10 protein-coding genes are annotated in these 16,702 nt (G+C 65.7%); all 10 read right to left on the reverse strand.

The window, feature by feature from the left end:
- Positions 1-135 precede the first annotated feature (135 nt).
- The 10 genes from Q0741_RS28605 to Q0741_RS28650 all read right to left on the reverse strand — a co-directional run bounded on the left by Q0741_RS28605 (position 136) and on the right by Q0741_RS28650 (position 16,700).
- Positions 136-1,128, reverse strand: coding sequence for a PD-(D/E)XK motif protein (locus Q0741_RS28605; protein ID WP_298236588.1), 993 nt, complete (start codon positions 1,126-1,128; stop codon positions 136-138).
- Positions 1,121-3,487, reverse strand: a complete 2,367-nt coding sequence (locus Q0741_RS28610) for a Z1 domain-containing protein (RefSeq protein WP_298236589.1) — start codon at positions 3,485-3,487, stop codon at positions 1,121-1,123. Before Q0741_RS28610 ends, Q0741_RS28605 begins: the two co-directional genes overlap by 8 nt.
- A complete protein-coding gene (locus Q0741_RS28615; RefSeq protein ID WP_298236590.1) occupies positions 3,487-5,523 on the reverse strand; it encodes an ATP-binding protein in 2,037 nt (678 codons plus the stop codon). The genes Q0741_RS28610 and Q0741_RS28615 overlap by 1 nt, the downstream gene beginning before the upstream one ends.
- Positions 5,511-7,106 (reverse strand): DNA cytosine methyltransferase, encoded by a 1,596-nt coding sequence (locus tag Q0741_RS28620; protein ID WP_298236591.1) that lies wholly within the window; start codon positions 7,104-7,106, stop codon positions 5,511-5,513. The genes Q0741_RS28615 and Q0741_RS28620 overlap by 13 nt, the downstream gene beginning before the upstream one ends.
- Before the next feature lie 930 nt (positions 7,107-8,036).
- Complete coding sequence (locus tag Q0741_RS28625; protein ID WP_298236592.1) at positions 8,037-8,423, reverse strand: hypothetical protein; 387 nt, start codon at positions 8,421-8,423, stop codon at positions 8,037-8,039.
- Positions 8,423-9,127: an ankyrin repeat domain-containing protein gene (locus tag Q0741_RS28630; RefSeq protein ID WP_298236593.1), complete on the reverse strand. Its 705-nt coding sequence runs from the start codon at positions 9,125-9,127 to the stop codon at positions 8,423-8,425. Before Q0741_RS28630 ends, Q0741_RS28625 begins: the two co-directional genes overlap by 1 nt.
- A gap of 259 nt (positions 9,128-9,386) precedes the next feature.
- Entirely contained in the window at positions 9,387-11,204 is a 1,818-nt protein-coding gene (locus tag Q0741_RS28635) for a hypothetical protein (protein ID WP_298236594.1), read from the reverse strand.
- Positions 11,205-11,228: 24 nt separating this feature from the next.
- Positions 11,229-14,360 carry an SNF2-related protein gene (locus tag Q0741_RS28640; protein WP_298236595.1) on the reverse strand — a complete coding sequence of 1,044 codons (3,132 nt, stop codon included), beginning with the start codon at positions 14,358-14,360 and terminating at the stop codon, positions 11,229-11,231.
- 171 nt (positions 14,361-14,531) lie between these two features.
- Positions 14,532-14,897: a hypothetical protein gene (locus Q0741_RS28645; RefSeq protein WP_298236596.1), complete on the reverse strand. Its 366-nt coding sequence runs from the start codon at positions 14,895-14,897 to the stop codon at positions 14,532-14,534.
- A gap of 69 nt (positions 14,898-14,966) precedes the next feature.
- Positions 14,967-16,700, reverse strand: coding sequence for a nuclease-related domain-containing protein (locus Q0741_RS28650; RefSeq protein WP_298236597.1), 1,734 nt, complete (start codon positions 16,698-16,700; stop codon positions 14,967-14,969).
- Positions 16,701-16,702: the final 2 nt, after the last annotated feature.

A 16,702-nucleotide genomic window follows, 5' to 3' on the forward strand; every position in this document is an offset into this window, starting at 1 on the left:
GGACCAATTGCCGGCGCGATGCTCCCGCACGCACCGACCACTTCGGCGAGGCGCGGTCCCCAGGGGGGATGGGCGAGACAGCAGCACGCGGCAATGTCGGCGCCTCTCCGGGACCGCGCTGCCGCACCCCGTCATTCAGCACACGCCGCACTGGTTGGCTTCTCTGACGATGTCGATCGCCTCGTCCATGCCCAGCGAAGGCAGGTTCGCCAGATCGATCATGTACTTCACCGCCACGACACCGGACGGGGGGCGGAAGTCGTCTGGCAGCCTCGGAAAGTCGTCGTCCACGGCATAGACGTCTGCGCTCCTTACCGAAAAACGCAGCAGCGCGCCGGAGCTGCGCATCTCCTCGGACCAGTCCATGCTCGCCATCTTCGTCATGAAGTCGTCCAGTGCCGCGGCATCGCCGCGCAGCAGATCGACGATGGCGTCCACCTGCGTGGCCAGCGTTTCCTCGCCGCCGACGCTCTGCTCCAGCTGGATCGAGACGAACAGCAGCCGGCAGCCGGGAGGTGCCCGCAGCTGGTCCAGGCGCGAGATCTCGTGCTCGGCCCGGCTCTTGCGGGTGGTCTTCACCTCGATGCGCAGCCGCTCGCCCACGAAGTCGTGCCGCTCGGAATCCGGCCCGCTCCACTGGCCCACGGCTGCAGGTCCCAGTTGCGGGATCATCAGCTCCCTGAGCACGAGGAGCTCGCCGAACAGGCCGACCTGCGTGGTCTTGTCCATCTCCTGGCGGACCGGTTTCCAGGCCGATTGCCACGCGCGGACGGTCGCGTCCACCGCCTTCCAGGGGTTGCGCCCCTGTGCCGCGACCGCTTCCACGATCTCCCTGCAGAAGGGCGTGAAGACCGGCTCGTGCGAGGGCGGTGCCGAAAGATCGAGCACGTCGCCTGTCTCCAGACGCAGGTGCCTCACCTTCAGTCCGTTAAGGTCGGGCGACCTGGCACCCGCAGGGCCGGCGGCGACCGGAATCAGCAGGTGAAGATGGCCCGCCTCGTCCATGCCTGCAAGCAGGAGGCTCGCGACGCCGCCGACCTCGACAGGCTCGGTGGCCAGCACCTGATCGCCCGAGGGGCGCATGGCCCGCAGCCGGGCCCACTGCTGCGCGGTCGGTCCGTCAGCCATTGGACACCATGCGGTTCGTGATCCAGGTGGTGCCCGCATCCGAGGTCCTGGGCAGGCTCAGGGACAGGGCGATGACGGCACCCGGATACCCGATGCCGAGATACTCGGGATCGAGCGGGTAGATGATCAGGAGGCCCTGCGTCGCCGGTCTGGCCGCGCGCATGGCCTCGGCGTCATGCGCGCCGTTGTCCCGCCTGTAGGCATCGGGACCGCCGGGCAGATCCACGCCCTCGTGAGCCGGGTCGGTCAGGATGCCGATGCTCTCGCTGCTGACGCGCCTGCGGCGAACCAGCCCGATGTCCACGCCGCCGAGCGCGGCCGGTCGCCCGCCCTCCGGCGACGCCACGAAGACGGACCAGTCCGTGAGCTCGCCTGCGGCCGCACGACCCATGATCCAGTCGGCCAGGGGTCCGCTGCGGAACACGACGATGTCGTCGTGGACGCGGTACTCGCGCAGGAATGCCGCGATGTCCTCCGGAGCGACGTCCCGCGCCAGCCAGCCGCCATGCCGCCGGACGGACGGCGACATCCCCGCAATGAACCGGTCGGCAAGCTGCAGGTTCTCCTGCAGCCTGCCGGGATCGGACAGGGGCAGCAGCACCGTCTGCGGGTGCTCGCCCGACCAGGAATCCTGCTGCGACATCGCGGTAGCGGCCTTGTTGCGGGCCGTGAGCAGCAGATCGCTGTGCGCGCGCAGCCGGATGGCCATCTGGTCCGGCCTGCGCCCTGCACGGGCGAGGGCGACGATGGAGTCACGCAGCGACTGCTCCACGAGGGCAAGCTCGGAGAACCAGCGGGCAATGCCGTCGGTTGTCCAGATGCGGATCAGGTCCTCGTAGCCGCGGCGGAATCCGTACCACCGGGCCATCTGCAGCAGCGTGTCGCACATGGATGCCGTGCGCAGGAAGTACGAGACCGTCAGCCCTTCCAGGGTGAGGCCCCGCGACAGCCGGTTGCCGCCGACCGCCACGATGTGGCGACCCGGCTTCGTGTCGTATTCCAGGTCCTCGCCGGTGACGCTGTTGAGCCTCAGGACCACGATCTCGCGCAGCACCGTGATGGCCGCCTCCAGAACGGCCTCGTCGTCGCCGGGCACTTCGACGCCCGGCTTCATGTCCTCCCACGCGGGGCGGAACACGGCCTCCAGCCGCTGGCCCTGGCGCCACGCCTCGCGCCACACGTCCAGCTGGGTGCAGATGGCGTCGGCGATGCGCTCCTGGTCGGCGGTGCGCTGGCTCACGTGCACGAGCATCGTGTGAGCCTTGCCCGCGAAACCCCGCAGGAGCCGCACGCCACCGGCTAGGCAGAACGAGACGAGCGCGTCGGCCAGCGAACCGGGCAGGACATCGCCGCTGTCCCGGCCCAGCACGATCTCGGCCCTGCTGCGCCTGCGAGATGTCCGCAGCGCCTTCACGTCGCTGTCGGGCACGGCGCGGAGCACGTCGCGTCCCTGCGCGCCGACGCCGAACAGTTCTTCCGTCCCGGTGTAGCCGTTGGGCCGGGGCAGCTGGATCACGAAGTCCCTGGGGAAGAGGTCGGTGCCGACGTGGCGGTCCACCGCGTCCGGATTGATCAGGATGTTGGCGAACGGCGTGGCCGTGTAGGCGACATAGGCCGCCTTCCGCGCCCGTGAAAGTATCGACCGGATGAGGGCGTTGGTGCGGGAGGGCGCATCGCCCTCGTCACTGTCCTCCTCGTCGCTGACGGACGGGTCCGGCGGCCTGTTGCCCCTCGTGTTGATGGACGCCTGATCGGCCTCGTCGTCGATGACCAGGACCGGCATGTCCCGGAGATGGCGTTCGGCGGATGCCAGCCACCGGTCCAGCTTCTGCAGGACCGGTACGTTCTTCTTCACCACCGCGAGGAACAGGGCCGGGGACGCAAGGATGGCCATGTCCTGCTCCCTGAAGTCCTCCGCGGGTGTCGTCAGCGTGATCCACTGCCGGGCAGACTGCTCCCGCCCGGGCGCAGTCGTCTGCCCGCCGATCAGCTCCCGCTCCAGGCGGCACTGCGTCTGGTTGCGCAGCGAGTCGTGGATGCCGGAGAGGATGACGACGATGCGGTAGCCCGCATCGACCGCCCGTGCGGCAACGGCGGTGTAGTTCGCCGTCTTGCCGCTCTGGACATACCCGACCACGAGCCCGCGGCCCTGGAACGGGGCGTCGGCCAGCGGGTCGGGCAGGTGGCGCAGCACCCTGAGGGACTCCGCGGCGACCGACTCCACCTGCCGCTTCTCCCAGCCGAGGTCGCCGAGCAGCAGCGCCTCCAGGCGGGCCCAGTGGCGCCAGGCGCCGGCATCGAGGCGGTCGGTCCAGCCGCGGTGCGCCGGCACGGCGCTGACCACCCGCAGCAGTTCCATCAGGCGTCCTTCCGGGCCATCAGCTGCTTCTGCGCCTCCACCTTGTCCAGGCTGGCCAGGAAGGTCGCCAGGTGCGCGACAGCCTGCGGATCGGAGCGGATCTGCTTGACCAGCGCGGACAGGCCCGGATCGACCTCGCTGACCTGGACATCGACCGTGCCGGCAAGTCCCCTGGACACCTTCCACACGAACTTGTCCGTCTTCACGTCCTTGACGGCGATCCTCGGCGCAGGCGCTGCCGGAGCGTGCCCGTTTCCTCCGGCGGTGGCGGGCGCCGGGGACGGACTGCCGCTTCCGGCCGGTGCGGCTGCTCCTGCCGTCCCCCCACGCGCTGCAGGCAACGGTCCGGGGGCAGGGGCCGGGGACGGTGCGGGCGGTGCCGGCCGTGCCTCCTTGCGGTACTTTCTCTGGCTGTCCTTGCGCGCGATGTCCGCGAGCTTCTTGATCTCCGCCTGGAGCTGCTGGGGCAGCTGCACGATCTGCTTGCTGATGTTGATGCTGAAGGCGTCGTCGAGCACCTGGTCGAAATCGACGATGACCCGGGCCAGCTTGGTCTTCTCGTCGTTGGTTTCCCACATCTGGTGCCAGCCTCCCCACTTGATGAGCCGGTCGTGGCGGTAGATGAAGACGCCCTGGGTCTCGTTGCGCTTGCCGTGCAGGCCGATCAGGTCCAGCGCGCGGCGGACCGCCTCGGGCCCTTCCGCCTTGTGGTACTCGCCGATCTCGTCCTCGCTGGGCAGCAGGTACGCCTGCACCATGACGCGACCGTCCTCCTTCTCGGTCGGTATCCGCACGGGTTTGGCGTCGTAGGGAACGGCCAGCGGATGGCCGAAGGGATTGTTCGCCTGGACCGGGTTGCCGTTGATGGTGATCCTCACCGGCTTGCGGCCCGCGGCCTTGCCCTCGATGAAGCGGTGGAACACCAGCGCGAGGTGGCGCTCCAGGAGCATGACCTCCGCGGTGTGCGGATCGACGCCCCGTGACGTCGGCATGGCCTGGGGCGGGCGCATGTTCCTCCACAGCACCACCGTCCCGTGACTTCCAGGGGCCGTGACATCCCGTTCCCACGGCTCCAGCGGGTCCGACTTCGCGACCCAGCCGTCCATGTCGTCGACGTCCCAGGTCAGGTGGTGGACCGGTCCTCCCTCGCGCCGGGTGACGACGGTGAAGACCTTGGCCTGGGACCAGGACGCGCCCTTCAGGCCGAAGCCGTACTTCCCGAGACTGTTGCCCGAGTAGTCGGACAGGCCGCCGATGCGCATGGCCTCGGCCAGCTTGGCCTGGTCCATGCCGTGGCCGTTGTCGGCGATGCCCAGCCACCGGCCGTGGCCGCCGTCCGGCCGTCCGAACGTGATGGCGATCTCCGTGGCCTCGGCGTTGATGGCGTTGTCCACCAGGTCGGCAACGGCCGACGGCATCGTGTGGCCCACCGCGGCCAGCATCTTCACCAGGCGCGAGGGATGCGGGGGGAGCTCCACGCCGTTGGGTCCGGCCTTGGCGGCCGCGGGGGGCACGGTGGCGCTGCCTGCCGCAGGTGCGGTGAACAGCTCCGGCCGGGCCTCGGCGAGGGCCTTCCAGGTGCGCTCGCCCTCCTCGTCATGCAGCGCGATCATGGCCGACTTGGCGAGCATGCTGCTCTCCCCATCGGCAAGGATCGCCCTCGTCACCTCGTGGTCTGCCGGAAAGACGGCCCATGCCCCGGTGGCGGGGCTGGTTCCCGCATCGACCTCCATGGCGAACAGGCACCCGGGATCGACGAAGGCGTAGCAGGTGTCCTTGGGACAGTTGCCCTCCAGCCGCCAGTTCTTCTCCTGGCGCTTGAGCCACTGCCGGGCCATCGCCGGACCGTTGTCCTTGTCGTACAGGACATCCATCTCGATCCGGTCGGTGTCCTTGGCTGCCGGGAACACCCGGTCCACCACGTCCCAGTCGAAATTCACGGCACGCTGCTTGGAGCCCTCCTTCCCCTGGCGGCGATACTCGTGGAACATCCCGAGTTCGCTGTGGGTGAGAAGCCGCAGAATCAGGAAACGCATTTCTTCTTGTCCTCTCCTGTGGTGGCAGCCGGCTGCAGGTCCAGTCCCAGCAGCTCCTGGCGCATGTCGCCCATCGGCTGGCAGCCGATCATCGAGCGTATTTCCATGGCGATCGCGTAGGAGACAAGCGGCGGCACGGCATTGCCGATCTGCTTGAACGCGGCATTCATGCTCCCGCGGAAGACGAATCCGTCGGGGAAGGACTGCAGCCGTGCGGCCTCCCTGACCGAAATGGGCCTTGCCTGCTTCCTGTCGAAATGGATGTGGCTGTAGGAGTCCTTGCCCAGGTGCGCCATCAGCGTGCGCACCGGCTTGTTCTCGTACAGCATCCACCACTTGTTCGGGAACTTCTTCGGGTCGTAGGGCAGTGTCCAGTCCTTGGTAATCTGCTCGATACGGGCGCTGTCCGCCGTTTTCTTGCGGCCCGAGCGCCACAGCCCGTCAAGGAGCTGCTGGCGCTTCGTCTCGACGAATTGCCATACTTCCGGGTACTGCCAGCCCTCTTCCATGAGGTTGAAGATTTTGTAGTCGCGCGGCAGGTAGCGGATGACGTGTCCCGTGCTGTGGTCGGTGGTGCCGAAGCCGGGCCACTGCCGCATCAGCCGGGACCAGTCGGTGGTCGGGACAGCCGCGGTGTAGCTGACCGGTTCCGCAGGGTCCTTGCGTCCTCGCCTGATCCCGCCGCTGGCGAGCAGGTCAAGGGCATGGATGGGCGGGAGGTCGGCCAGGGCCTCGCGGGCCGTGGTCGTGGAGGGAAGACCGGCCGTCGGGGACGGATCGTCGATCCAGTGATGTCCGTGCTCGATGTCCAGCTGAAGCGACCCCTGCTCCGGAACGAGCTTGCGGGCCGTCGCGCGCGTGCCCTCGTAGCCGGACGGGAGCACCGTGAAGTGGGTCGGTGCCGGAAACCTGATCTCTGTGTCGAGGTCCCTGTGGACGCCGATGAGGAACATGCGTTCCCGTGTCTGCGGAACCCCGAACCACGAGGCGTTGAGCAGGGTGTAGCGAACGTCGTAGCCCTCTTCCCGGAGTTCCTTGGCCACGAGCTCGGCCACGTTCTCTCCTCCGTGATTGAGGATGTCCGGCACGTTCTCCATCAGGAGTGCCAGAGGCTTCGTCTCGCGGACATAGTCGAGGTAGGACTTCCAAAGGTTCACGCGCCCGTCCACCAGAAAGGCGGTCTCGGCAGTCGTCTCCTCGCGGCGATGGGCCTCGTGGCGCAGCTTGGCGCGCCCGACCCGCGCGAACGCTTGGCACGGCGGTCCGCCGACGAGAACATCCACCTGCTCGTCGACCGCCCCCGCGATGCCGAGGTCCTGGAAGATGGAGCCCGGAGACTCCTTCGTGATGTCGCGAGCCTTGAAGTGGGCCTGACGGTTCTTCCCGTGGCTGATCGACTCGAAGTTGGCGCCATGGGACTCGGCGGCCTTGTCGTCGAACTCGACTGAGGCAACGGACTCGAATCCGGCCGTGGCGAATCCCAGGGATATGCCGCCGCATCCTGAGAACAGGTCCATGAAGCGGGGCGGTTGACCGGACTTCAGCCGTGCGATCTTTCGGCGGATTGCCAGTTGTACTGCCATCGGATGATCCCTCTAGTTCTGTCGCGCACCGTGGCGGACGGTGCCTTGCCGGTACGACCGGCAAAGGGTCCATTCTCGCAGCTCACGACCCTGCGCCGAAGCCGGTCCGGGATCAGACCGTGTCTGTTTAACGCCACGCGGCTCGGCGCGACGAAACAGGGCATGCCGGGGCGGCACGCCCTGCCAAGTGCTTGGCGGGAGGGTCGTGAGCCAGCGCAAGACGAATGCGCCGTCTGCCGGAAACGAGACAAGGTAAACGTCACCGCGCAAGCTCGCCACGCGAGCGGACCGAGTAACCCAATGGCGGCTTTTCTGGTGGCCATCTCGGGTTGTGGCACAGCTAACAAGCCGCCCAGTCACCGGCCAAGGGAGAGCGGCCTGGTAATTCCTGGTGCCGGGAGAGACAGATGCGGCGTTGCGGATCACGACGAGAATTATGAAGCTGATAGTGCGGTAGACAGAGCAGACGTGCCGTCCAGGGACGAAGCCAGGGTAGCGTCCAGGAGGCTCATGGCGTGAGCCTCCCGCGCAGATTCTTCCAATGCTGTCCGGCTTGGAGACCTGCTTCTGGCGCCCGGGCCGTTACGGCGAACTGGCCAGACCGGGACTCGCGGGCGCTCCAATGACCGACTGCTCTGCTCAGTGCCGAGAAAGCCAGGAGCCGGTGTCACTTCCGAACCACATCCTTTCAGGAGGATGGACAAAGCGAAAAACCTACATGTGCCCAGCGTTTACCTGAACTTATTCCATTGCTGCTTGGGCCGATGCTGGTGGCCGAGATTTGCAACGGAAACCATCCCCCCGGTCGGGCGTTCTATTCACTTTTCGCCCTCTGTGCTGCGCGAAAGCAAAAGGCCTGCTGAAATGGGTCATGCGGCAATTCTGCTCTGGGAAATTGATATCAATCTAAATCGCATATGGCTGCAGCCGTCAATTGCTGTGCGTGAAACAGACATTGTCCCCGGGAATTGCAAAGGAATCGCACACTGAACAGCGTGGCCTGATGTAGCGGGGCCGGTCCTGGGCAGGTGGCGAATAGTTCGGCGGAGATGGACACGCGATCGGCGGACTTGCCAGCATCGATGTCTGCTCAGGCTGTTGGACAACCTGACCTATCAAGTCCTGCAACGAACAGACCGTCCCCTTCGCAAACGCTCCAAGCACGGCCCTGTGGCAGATCTCCAGCGAGGCAAAGCGGCGCGGTACCAATGCATGGAGTCGCAGCTGACGCAGTGCCTCGGCATCACTGCTGTTTGCCTTGATGATGAGGTGGACCAGATCTTCGATGCTCGGATCGCTGGTGTTCTGATGAGCCATCAACTGCCTCGTTTTTCAGTCAACAGCACGCCTTCTGCTGAAAAAGTGTGCCTGAAAGAATTCTTGAAGTTCTGGAGCGCAACAAACTTGAGAGTTTCAGCCTCAAGCAGCTCGACGACATCCTGGTTGGACGAGTTTTCGCTTTTGCGGTTGTCCTCCATGGCAATGCCAAGCGCGGTCCGCCCTCGCCTGTCCTGCAAGGTCGGATCCGCGCCCATGTCCAGCAGTTGCCTGACTAAGCGCACATTGCCCCTTCGTGAGCCGAAGAGTCCCGCTCCTCCGGATGCAAACATCAGTGCAGTCCTGCCGCTGCCGTCCTGTTCGTTGACCGTGTCTGCGAATAGCTCCGCGAGCCTGTGGGGCCACCTGCCGCTGCGGGTTCTCACCATCTCGATCAGCGCAGTCCGTCCGCCCTTGTTCCTTGCATGGGTCCACAGTCCGCAATCCTCGATCAGAAAACGGCAGAGCTCCTCGTTTCCGTCGATAGCTGCGCATGCAAGTGGCGTCTCTCCGGCATCGTTGTAGACCTCGTTCCAGTCGCCATGGCCTTCCCGGAACAGGCGCCTGACCTCGTCAATATCACCCTCCGAATCGCGATGAAGAGATTGGTGGGAAACGTCTTTTTTATGTCGGGGAGCGGGCGGCTGCATTCCGGACAGTTGCCGGTATGGCAAGTTCTGCAGAACCTGAAGTTGAACTTGCAAGTGGTGCAGCGCAGCGTTGGAGGAGCCTCTCCAGCCTCGTAAACGAGCTCTTTGCGGCATGCTGAACAGGTTCCCTCGTGGATCATCATTGTTTTCTCCTTGCTGCAATAAGTTGACTAGGTAACTTTTGTTTATCTTTTCTTGCCACCCAGACACTGCTTCAGAACCGCGTGCGGGACAGCGCCAGACAGGACTACGCCTCAGGCGTCTTGTGCTCCGCCGGACCAGGAGTGACTGAATTCTGAAGACGGAAACCAAGTCACATCTGGTCCTTGGAGACGAAACCAGACTCGTTCCTGGATGCTGCGGAAGCCGTTGCGACTGAAGGCACCTCCATGGCCCGGACTATGCGGCCCAGGGTCGTGCCCTCACCGCCAGCGAGACTGAGACCGTACGCGACGGAGAGCCGGTCAAAGTCCTCTGCATGCCATCCCGAATCGGTGAGGTCCCTTGGCACGGGCAGGTGCATCGCTTCCACGCTCACGTGCCAGTTCGGCGTCCTGTTGATGGTTTCTGCGATGCCAGCATAGAAATGCATCCTTGAGCCCCCACCGCACAGCAGCAGAGGCACCTTCTGCAACTGGTGCACGGTAACGCCCTTGCCTACCTTGGCGTCATGGATGCTTCCCGCGACTTGCCTGCGGTACCGGTTTGTCCGGAACTCATCGTCCACACTGCTGCCGATCACGTCGAGCTTGTAGCCCGGAAGGTAGTCGGCAACCGAGTCCGGAATGGCTCGGAGCCGGCCTGTCGGAAGTGCAATGGACGAAAGATGCTCCCTGGCAGCCCGGGTGGTTTCCCCGCCGGAAAGCAGGCCCTGCAGCCAGCTGACGCGTTCCCTGTGGAGATTCATCGCACCGTTGGGCTCCACCCGGCTCGAATAGAAGGTAAGCACGCCGGATCCACCCTGCGGAATCCTGACATGGAACAGGGCGGAGTCCACCGTACCCGCGCCGATGTCGACCAGCATCATGACTGGGCGGGTCTGCCAGTCCCAACGCGCCGAGGCCATGAAGCCCTGCAGCTGTGCACTGACCTCGGGTACCGTGTCCACGTCCTCAAAGGCGAACTCTACGGGGCAGTCCTGCTCCGCCCTGGTGTGGGCAGCCGCTGTCAGGGATCGGACGCGCCAGGCATCCACTGCCTCCCCGGTGATCTCCTGCGCACTGGCGTCGGCCGCAAGGTTCGCGGCGGCCCATGCAAGCCTCCGGAACAGGTCCACCCGGCTGCTGTCCTCGTAGGACCGGGCAGCGAGACCGAGGTTGAGCCGCCAGTTGAGCTCGTGATGACCGTAGACGTCCGCATGCTCCGTGAACAGCCATCCGCGGGCCCGGCGGATGACCAGCGCAAGGAACGCGCAGCAGTGGTTGAACTCGGTAACCGGACTTGGAGCCGGGCATGCCAGCAGTGCCAGCTTCAGATCCGCGATGCAGACCGCGCCGCGTTCCAGCGAGTAGACATTGCCGTTCTTGAAGACGCTGGATGGCAGCAGGTATCCGTCGATGCCGGCCCTGTGGCCCCGGAGCCTGACTGGAAACACGCTGGTGGCAGCATACGCGTCCCGGATGACGACCTTCGTGGCGGACGTCCCGAAATCGAGTCCGAGTATCAGGTCTGTCGCGTTCCGCGGCGACGTGGTGAGCTGGCGCTCGATGCCACTGCTGGCCAACGCGGGCAGCTCCTCACACTCGTCCGCACCATCCGCGAACAGCGTGTGGGGATGGAACGGTCCCACCTCGACCAGCCGCGATCGTGGCGTTTCCGGTGCCCTGACTGCCGGAGTGGCGGATGTCCGGGACAGGGTCGTGGACACCTGCTGCCCCGCCAGCGGCCTTGTCGGTTGGTTCTGTTTGCGGGCTGTCGGTATGGTGGTGGCGTGTCCCGGGGACGGCGCCGCAGCGCGCATGGGCTTCCTGCCGTCGCGCAGCCATGCCTGCGGCACCCAGTCCCGGTCAGTCTGCCTGACCGGACCGGTAGCGCCGGTCCCCGCCGATGGCTTGGCGCTCCCGGCCTGGCGCGAGCTGCCCAGGCCGGCGGCCTCCATCGCGTCCCTGAGCTGGCTCCCCAACTTCTTCATTGCGTCCTCCTCTCCGCTTTCTGGTCACTCCAGCAGCACGACCCCGGCACACACCAGCGACGATTCGTGTCTCAGCTCCCGCCGGCCCAGCAGACGCGCACGGCGCTCGTTCGCGCGATCCCGGACCTTCGCGATCCGGCCCTCGTTGGCCTTGATGGTCCGCGTCCGGTTGTGGAGCCTCAGCCGTGCGATGAGCTCCTGCAGACGCCTCGTCTCCCGCTGTTCCAGACGGTCCACCTGATCGAGCTGGAAGGCGATCCGGTCACGGTTCTCGCGGGCAGCATTGGCAGCAAACGCCTCGTAACGACGGTCGAGGGCGTCCATGACCGCGTCAAAGCAGTCACCCACGGCATTGCCGTCAAGCGCTCCCGCCGCTCCGGGCCAGGGATGACCCTGCATGGCAGCCGTTGTCACGAGGCGTTCGGCATCCTCGGCCGGCATCACCTCGTCACTGCCGAGTCTCCGGACCTCGAAGGCGAGACGCTCGGACTCCTGCTCTCCGGTGACGGTCCAGCGACATACCGCAAAGACATGGGGACCTGTCGCAGCGCTGCCAGTGGCCAGCGCATGCATCCGCATCGCGGCAACCACGGCACTGCGATGTCTCTCTTCTGCATCGAGCCGGCGTCGGACAAACGCCACGAGCGGGTGGTACTGCGAGATGGACTCGGCATCGCTGCGGGTCTGCCGCAGCACGTTCTCGAACACGCACGGCTGGCGCCCGGCGGCCGGGGTGGCAAGTCTGGTTCGGCCCTGCAGCCTCTCCTTCTCGACAAACTCCGCGAAGGCTGCACGCATTGCTGGCCCGAGGTCCAGCTCCCAGACCGGCGGGTCGCCGTCTCTGGCCCTCACGAGTTGTGCTCCTTCGCAGTACTCGTCGATGAAGTCGCCTATGTAGGAGCGCAGATCCTCGGACGTCACGTAGCGGTTCAGGCTCCTGGCCGCAGCGATCCGGTGCTGCAGGTAGTCCCCGTGCGCGACCAGACGCCCGGCCTCCTGTTCCAGGCTGTCCTCAATGCGCGCGTTGCGTTCCACGGCCATGCGCGTCTGCTCGATCATGTCCAGCTCTTCGTTCTCGCTCAGGTCGTGGCGCAGAAGGTCGAAGCTCATCTTGCGGATGACGTCGCCCAGCACGCCTTCCATGCTGCCGAGCGCGCGCTCAAAGACATGCAGCCGCTCCAGGAGCCTGTCGTAGACCCGCTCGTCAAGCGAGCCACCCAGGAACAGGTTCAGGATGACAATCCGCTCGGCCTTCTGTCCGATGCGGTCGATGCGTCCGATGCGCTGCTCGATGCGCATCGGGTTCCAGGGCAGGTCGTAGTTGACGAGCAGCGAGGAGAACTGGAGGTCAACACCTTCGCTGGCAACTTCCGACGCCAGCAGCAGCCGTGGCCCTTCCGGCGACCTGAAGCTTGCAAGAGCAGCCTGCTTGTCCATGCCGCCCATGAGCACGACCGCATCGACGCCGATCTCGGCAAAGCGCTCGGCAAGGTAGTTCAGCGTCTCCCGGAAGTAGGCGAAGAGGACCACCTTCGCCCCGGCATTCCGCTGCCAGTACTCGAGCAGCTGGTCGCGCAGCGTGGCGAACTTCGAGTCGTGCCGGCGCAGCGCCTCGAAATCCCCCACGTCACGGGCAATCCGGGAGAGCTGCGCGATCAGGCTGCTGGCATCCGGGCGACGGCGTCCGTTGTCTTCCAGCGTGGCGTCATCGCCGAACGCGTCCCACAGGATCTGGTCGATCTCGTCGTCAAGATCAGCTGACCTCCGTGCCCAGGCACGGCATGCGGCGGCCATCGAGCTGCACATCTGGCGCTGCGGGATCGTGAGCATGAACCCCTCGGCCATGTCGAGCTGCCGGCAGTAGCTGCGCACGGCGGCCGTCACCTGACCGTAGAACTCCACCTCGACCGGTGTCATGTCCGCACGGACTGCCACGGGGTTGCGGACCACCCTCCTCTCGTGAACGTCACGCTTGCGGGTGCGGGTCACCACCTTGGTGACCGGATTGATCCGGTCCAGCTGCTCCGCAAGCTCGATCCGGCGACCGGGCGACTGGAGTTCGGCTTCATCCGGCAGTGACTGCAGGGTGAAGCGCAGGGCCTCGCTGCGGGCGGCGACCTCCGTGCGCTGCAGTGCCTGCAGCGCCGCCGTGATTGCGTCCGTATCGGGCTGTCCCTGGAGAAGCATGTCCTTGAGCTCGACCAGGGGAGCGTTCTCCTCCAGTGCCTGATCGAAGGACCATTCATGCGGGAACGTGTCACTGTCAACCAGATTCAGCAGATGGAAGAGATCAGCATTGCGCAGGTGGACAGGAGTGGCCGACAGCAGCACGAGGTTCTCGGTCATCCGCCTGAGCAGGCGCCCGAGCCTGGCCGTCATCGTGTCGGGGTTGCGCATGTAGTGCGCCTCGTCGATCACGACAAGGTCGAGTGGCAGCGTGTCTCCTGCGCCATCCTCCGCGATGCGCCTCATCCGTGCCGCCAGCGTGCCTTCGTCGTCGTCTTCATCGGACGAATCGCAGACACTCCGCAGCCCCTGCATGCTCGCGATGATGGCGAACGAGGCGCGGGAGTTGCCGGCAGCCTGCTCAAGCACCTTCACCGTTTCCTCGGCGCTGCACAGCTGCGCCTGGACGCCGAACCGTTCGGACAGTTCCTGCTGCCACTTTTCGCGCAGCATCGCCGGGCAGAGCACGAGCAACCGCCTGGCATCCTCGCGACTGCGCAGCTCGGTCCAGATCAGTCCAGCCTCGATGGTCTTGCCCAGACCCACCTCGTCCGCGATCAGAAGTCCGCGCGATGGCGAGTCTAGGAACGAGAGCACCGGCTTGAACTGGTAGGCATAGAAGTCCGTGTTCGTGGTGTAGAGGCTGTAGATCAGGTCCGCCAGCCTGCCGCCGAGCCGGGCGTGCGTGAGCGCAGACCGCACATCCCTTGACCGCCCGAAGCGCAGCTGCCTCATGTCGCTGTACGGATTTCCGCCTTCCGCCGGCACGGGCTCCAGCGCGAGGCCCGGCACGAACTCCGTGCGCTCGGGAAAGATCACCTGCCAGCGCGGCGAGGCCGGATTGCCGGTGGTCTCTCCAGACAGGACGCCGGTACGCGCAGGATTGGACTTCAGCCGGACCCGCATCCCTGCATGGAAGGTGGCACTCATGCCCGATCCTCCTGGTCCACGCACCGTCCACCCGTGCCGTTGGCCTCTCCCGGCGCGCCAGGCCACAGGATCGGTTGTGCTGGAAGGACGGGGCCATGGAATCCCGGGTGTGGGTGCGTGGCCCCGATTCGTGCCAGGCCGGCTCTGCTGGTCTTCACGTCTGTCACCTGTCTACGCTGCTGGGGTGAGGCATCGCGCGATGTCCGCAACGATGGCTTCCACATGCGGTGCCTCCGAGATGCCTACCCGGGGCCAGTTGAACTGCGGATCCGGCTGCACGTCTCTCCCGGTCCTTGAACGCCAGTCCGCCACGAGGGACCTGAACTCGCGCTCGGTGAGTGCCAGCCGCTTGGCCATCGAGGCGGGCTCGAACGCCAGCTCGGCGCGGTTCCCGGGGGCAATGTTCGCGTGGTACACGGTTGCCTTGCCGCGGCGTGCGGACGTGAAGCGGGCACCGTTTCCGCTGTCGAGTGGCTGCGCCGTTCCGAAGTACGTCGACAGCCGGTCGACCGTCATGTCGTAGAGGTGGTTCTCCATTGGGGTTCCCTCGTGAGCGGTTGCATGTACCTCTTCTGGCAGCGGCAGCTCTTGCGGACGGGCAGGCCCTCAGACGGCCTGGCGAGCCATCCGGGCTGCGAACCTTTCAGCCTGACCGGCATACGAGCCGCGCGCCGACTCCGGCAGGAAAACGTGAAGCAGGCAGCGCGCTCGGGACAGCCCCGCGTAGTGGAGCATCGACCGGCCGGCATCGCCCATGTCGTCAATGTCCATGGCAAGGACCACCATCCGCTCCAGCCCCTTGAATGCGTGCATGGTCGAGAACACCATGTCGCCCGCCGATGCCGACATGGCATCAACCAGCGGAACCCCCGCAATCTCCCTCACGTCGCCCACCAGGGAGTTTTCACGCGTACGCGTCGAAAGCACCGCGATGTCCTGCGGGCGGACATCCTGTCGCAGCAGCCTTGCCACGGTGGCCTCCAGCTGCTGGCGGAACGTCTTCCGGTCACGGTAGTAGATGTTGTCGCATGGCGGGCCATCAGGCGCTTCCTCCAGTGCGAGGTCGATGCCCGAGACGATGGAGGCCTGCACCGCCACCTGACGCGTGTTCCTGCAGTTCTCGAACAGGTCGTCGAACGCTGGCTGTGCCTCTGCAAGACGCCTCTCGACCTGCTCCTGGACGTCAGATCCGTAGATGTTCTGGTACCGGTCGAAGAAGATGTGCCAGCAGCCGCGGTTGATGCCTGGCGCTCCGAGCAGCAGGTCGAACGCGTCGATGTTGTCTGGCGTCAGCAGGTCCTGCGCCTCGTCGATGACCAGCGCGTCCCAGGCCGGCAGTCCTGCTTCGAGAGCAGCATCCACGAACGTCCGCGGGAACGTTTCGGCATAGAGTTCCCTGGTTCCCGCGGCAGCGTCCAGGCGGTCCTGCATGCCTGCACGGCGGATGACTTCATGGAACAGGGAGTGGACATGGCGCACCTCGACCCGGCGGCCGCGCGGCTCGGCCGCCATGGCGGCTGCCAAGTGACGCGCCAGGAGCTGGTTGAAGCACAGGTACAGCACCCTTCGGCCCTCGGCAGAAAGCTGCATCGCGCGCTCGATGGCAATCACCGTCTTGCCCGTTCCGGCCTTGCCTCGCACGATGGTGCGGGGATTCGCAGCCATCCGGCGTGAGGCCCTGACCTGGTCGCGGGAAAGCTGCACGAGCCTGGACTCGACCCCGGTGAGGTAGCTTCCCAGGCTGAATGCCGAGTCCACGTCCGGACGAAGCAGCTGCCGGGCGCGCTGGATGTCCTGCCGCGTCGGCAGCCGGGGGGTGCGACCGTGCTTTTCCTGGAAGACCTTGGTCCAGTGACGCTGCAGCCGCCCGATGTAGTAACCAAGATGCAGGCGGAATTCACGACGGTCCAGCAGCACGGCCTGCTCGATCTCTGCACCTGTTGCCGTGAACGTCTCCATTGGCATGACGACGCCGAAGCCGAACAGGACGTCCTCGAAGCTGCTGTCGGCTGTCTCGAGTTCCTTGCAGACGGCGAACATCGTTCCCTTGGCCTGCGTCCACGGATCCTCACGCTTCGTGTATGAGGAACCCGCGGGGTCACCGAAGGTCCAGACTCCGCCGGCACAGGACACCTTGCCGCCCTTGACCTCAAGCGCGAAGAATCCCTTGGTCGACAGCACCACGATGTCGACCTCTCCCCAGATCTTCGTCTCGTGGCCATGGAGGCCCAGCGAATGCAGCACGATGCAGTCTGCATCGAGGTCACGCCCAAGCCGCTCATAGACGATGCGTTCCCCGTATGGACAGTCCTTGGGCTGCTCCGGAATGAGCGTCGCCATGT

The sequence above is a fragment of the uncultured Azohydromonas sp. genome (assembly GCF_937926365.1).
GTDB lineage: Bacteria > Pseudomonadota > Gammaproteobacteria > Burkholderiales > Burkholderiaceae_C > Azohydromonas.

Coding starts and splice junctions, on each gene's coding strand:
- Q0741_RS28605 (WP_298236588.1), bottom strand. CDS start 1,128: ATGGCTGACGGACCGACCGCGCAGCAGTGGGCCCGGCTGCGGGCCATG.
- Q0741_RS28610 (WP_298236589.1), bottom strand. CDS start 3,487: ATGGAACTGCTGCGGGTGGTCAGCGCCGTGCCGGCGCACCGCGGCTGG.
- Q0741_RS28615 (WP_298236590.1), bottom strand. CDS start 5,523: ATGCGTTTCCTGATTCTGCGGCTTCTCACCCACAGCGAACTCGGGATG.
- Q0741_RS28620 (WP_298236591.1), bottom strand. CDS start 7,106: ATGGCAGTACAACTGGCAATCCGCCGAAAGATCGCACGGCTGAAGTCC.
- Q0741_RS28625 (WP_298236592.1), bottom strand. CDS start 8,423: ATGGCTCATCAGAACACCAGCGATCCGAGCATCGAAGATCTGGTCCAC.
- Q0741_RS28635 (WP_298236594.1), bottom strand. CDS start 11,204: ATGAAGAAGTTGGGGAGCCAGCTCAGGGACGCGATGGAGGCCGCCGGC.
- Q0741_RS28640 (WP_298236595.1), bottom strand. CDS start 14,360: ATGAGTGCCACCTTCCATGCAGGGATGCGGGTCCGGCTGAAGTCCAAT.
- Q0741_RS28645 (WP_298236596.1), bottom strand. CDS start 14,897: ATGGAGAACCACCTCTACGACATGACGGTCGACCGGCTGTCGACGTAC.
- Q0741_RS28650 (WP_298236597.1), bottom strand. CDS start 16,700: ATGGCGACGCTCATTCCGGAGCAGCCCAAGGACTGTCCATACGGGGAA.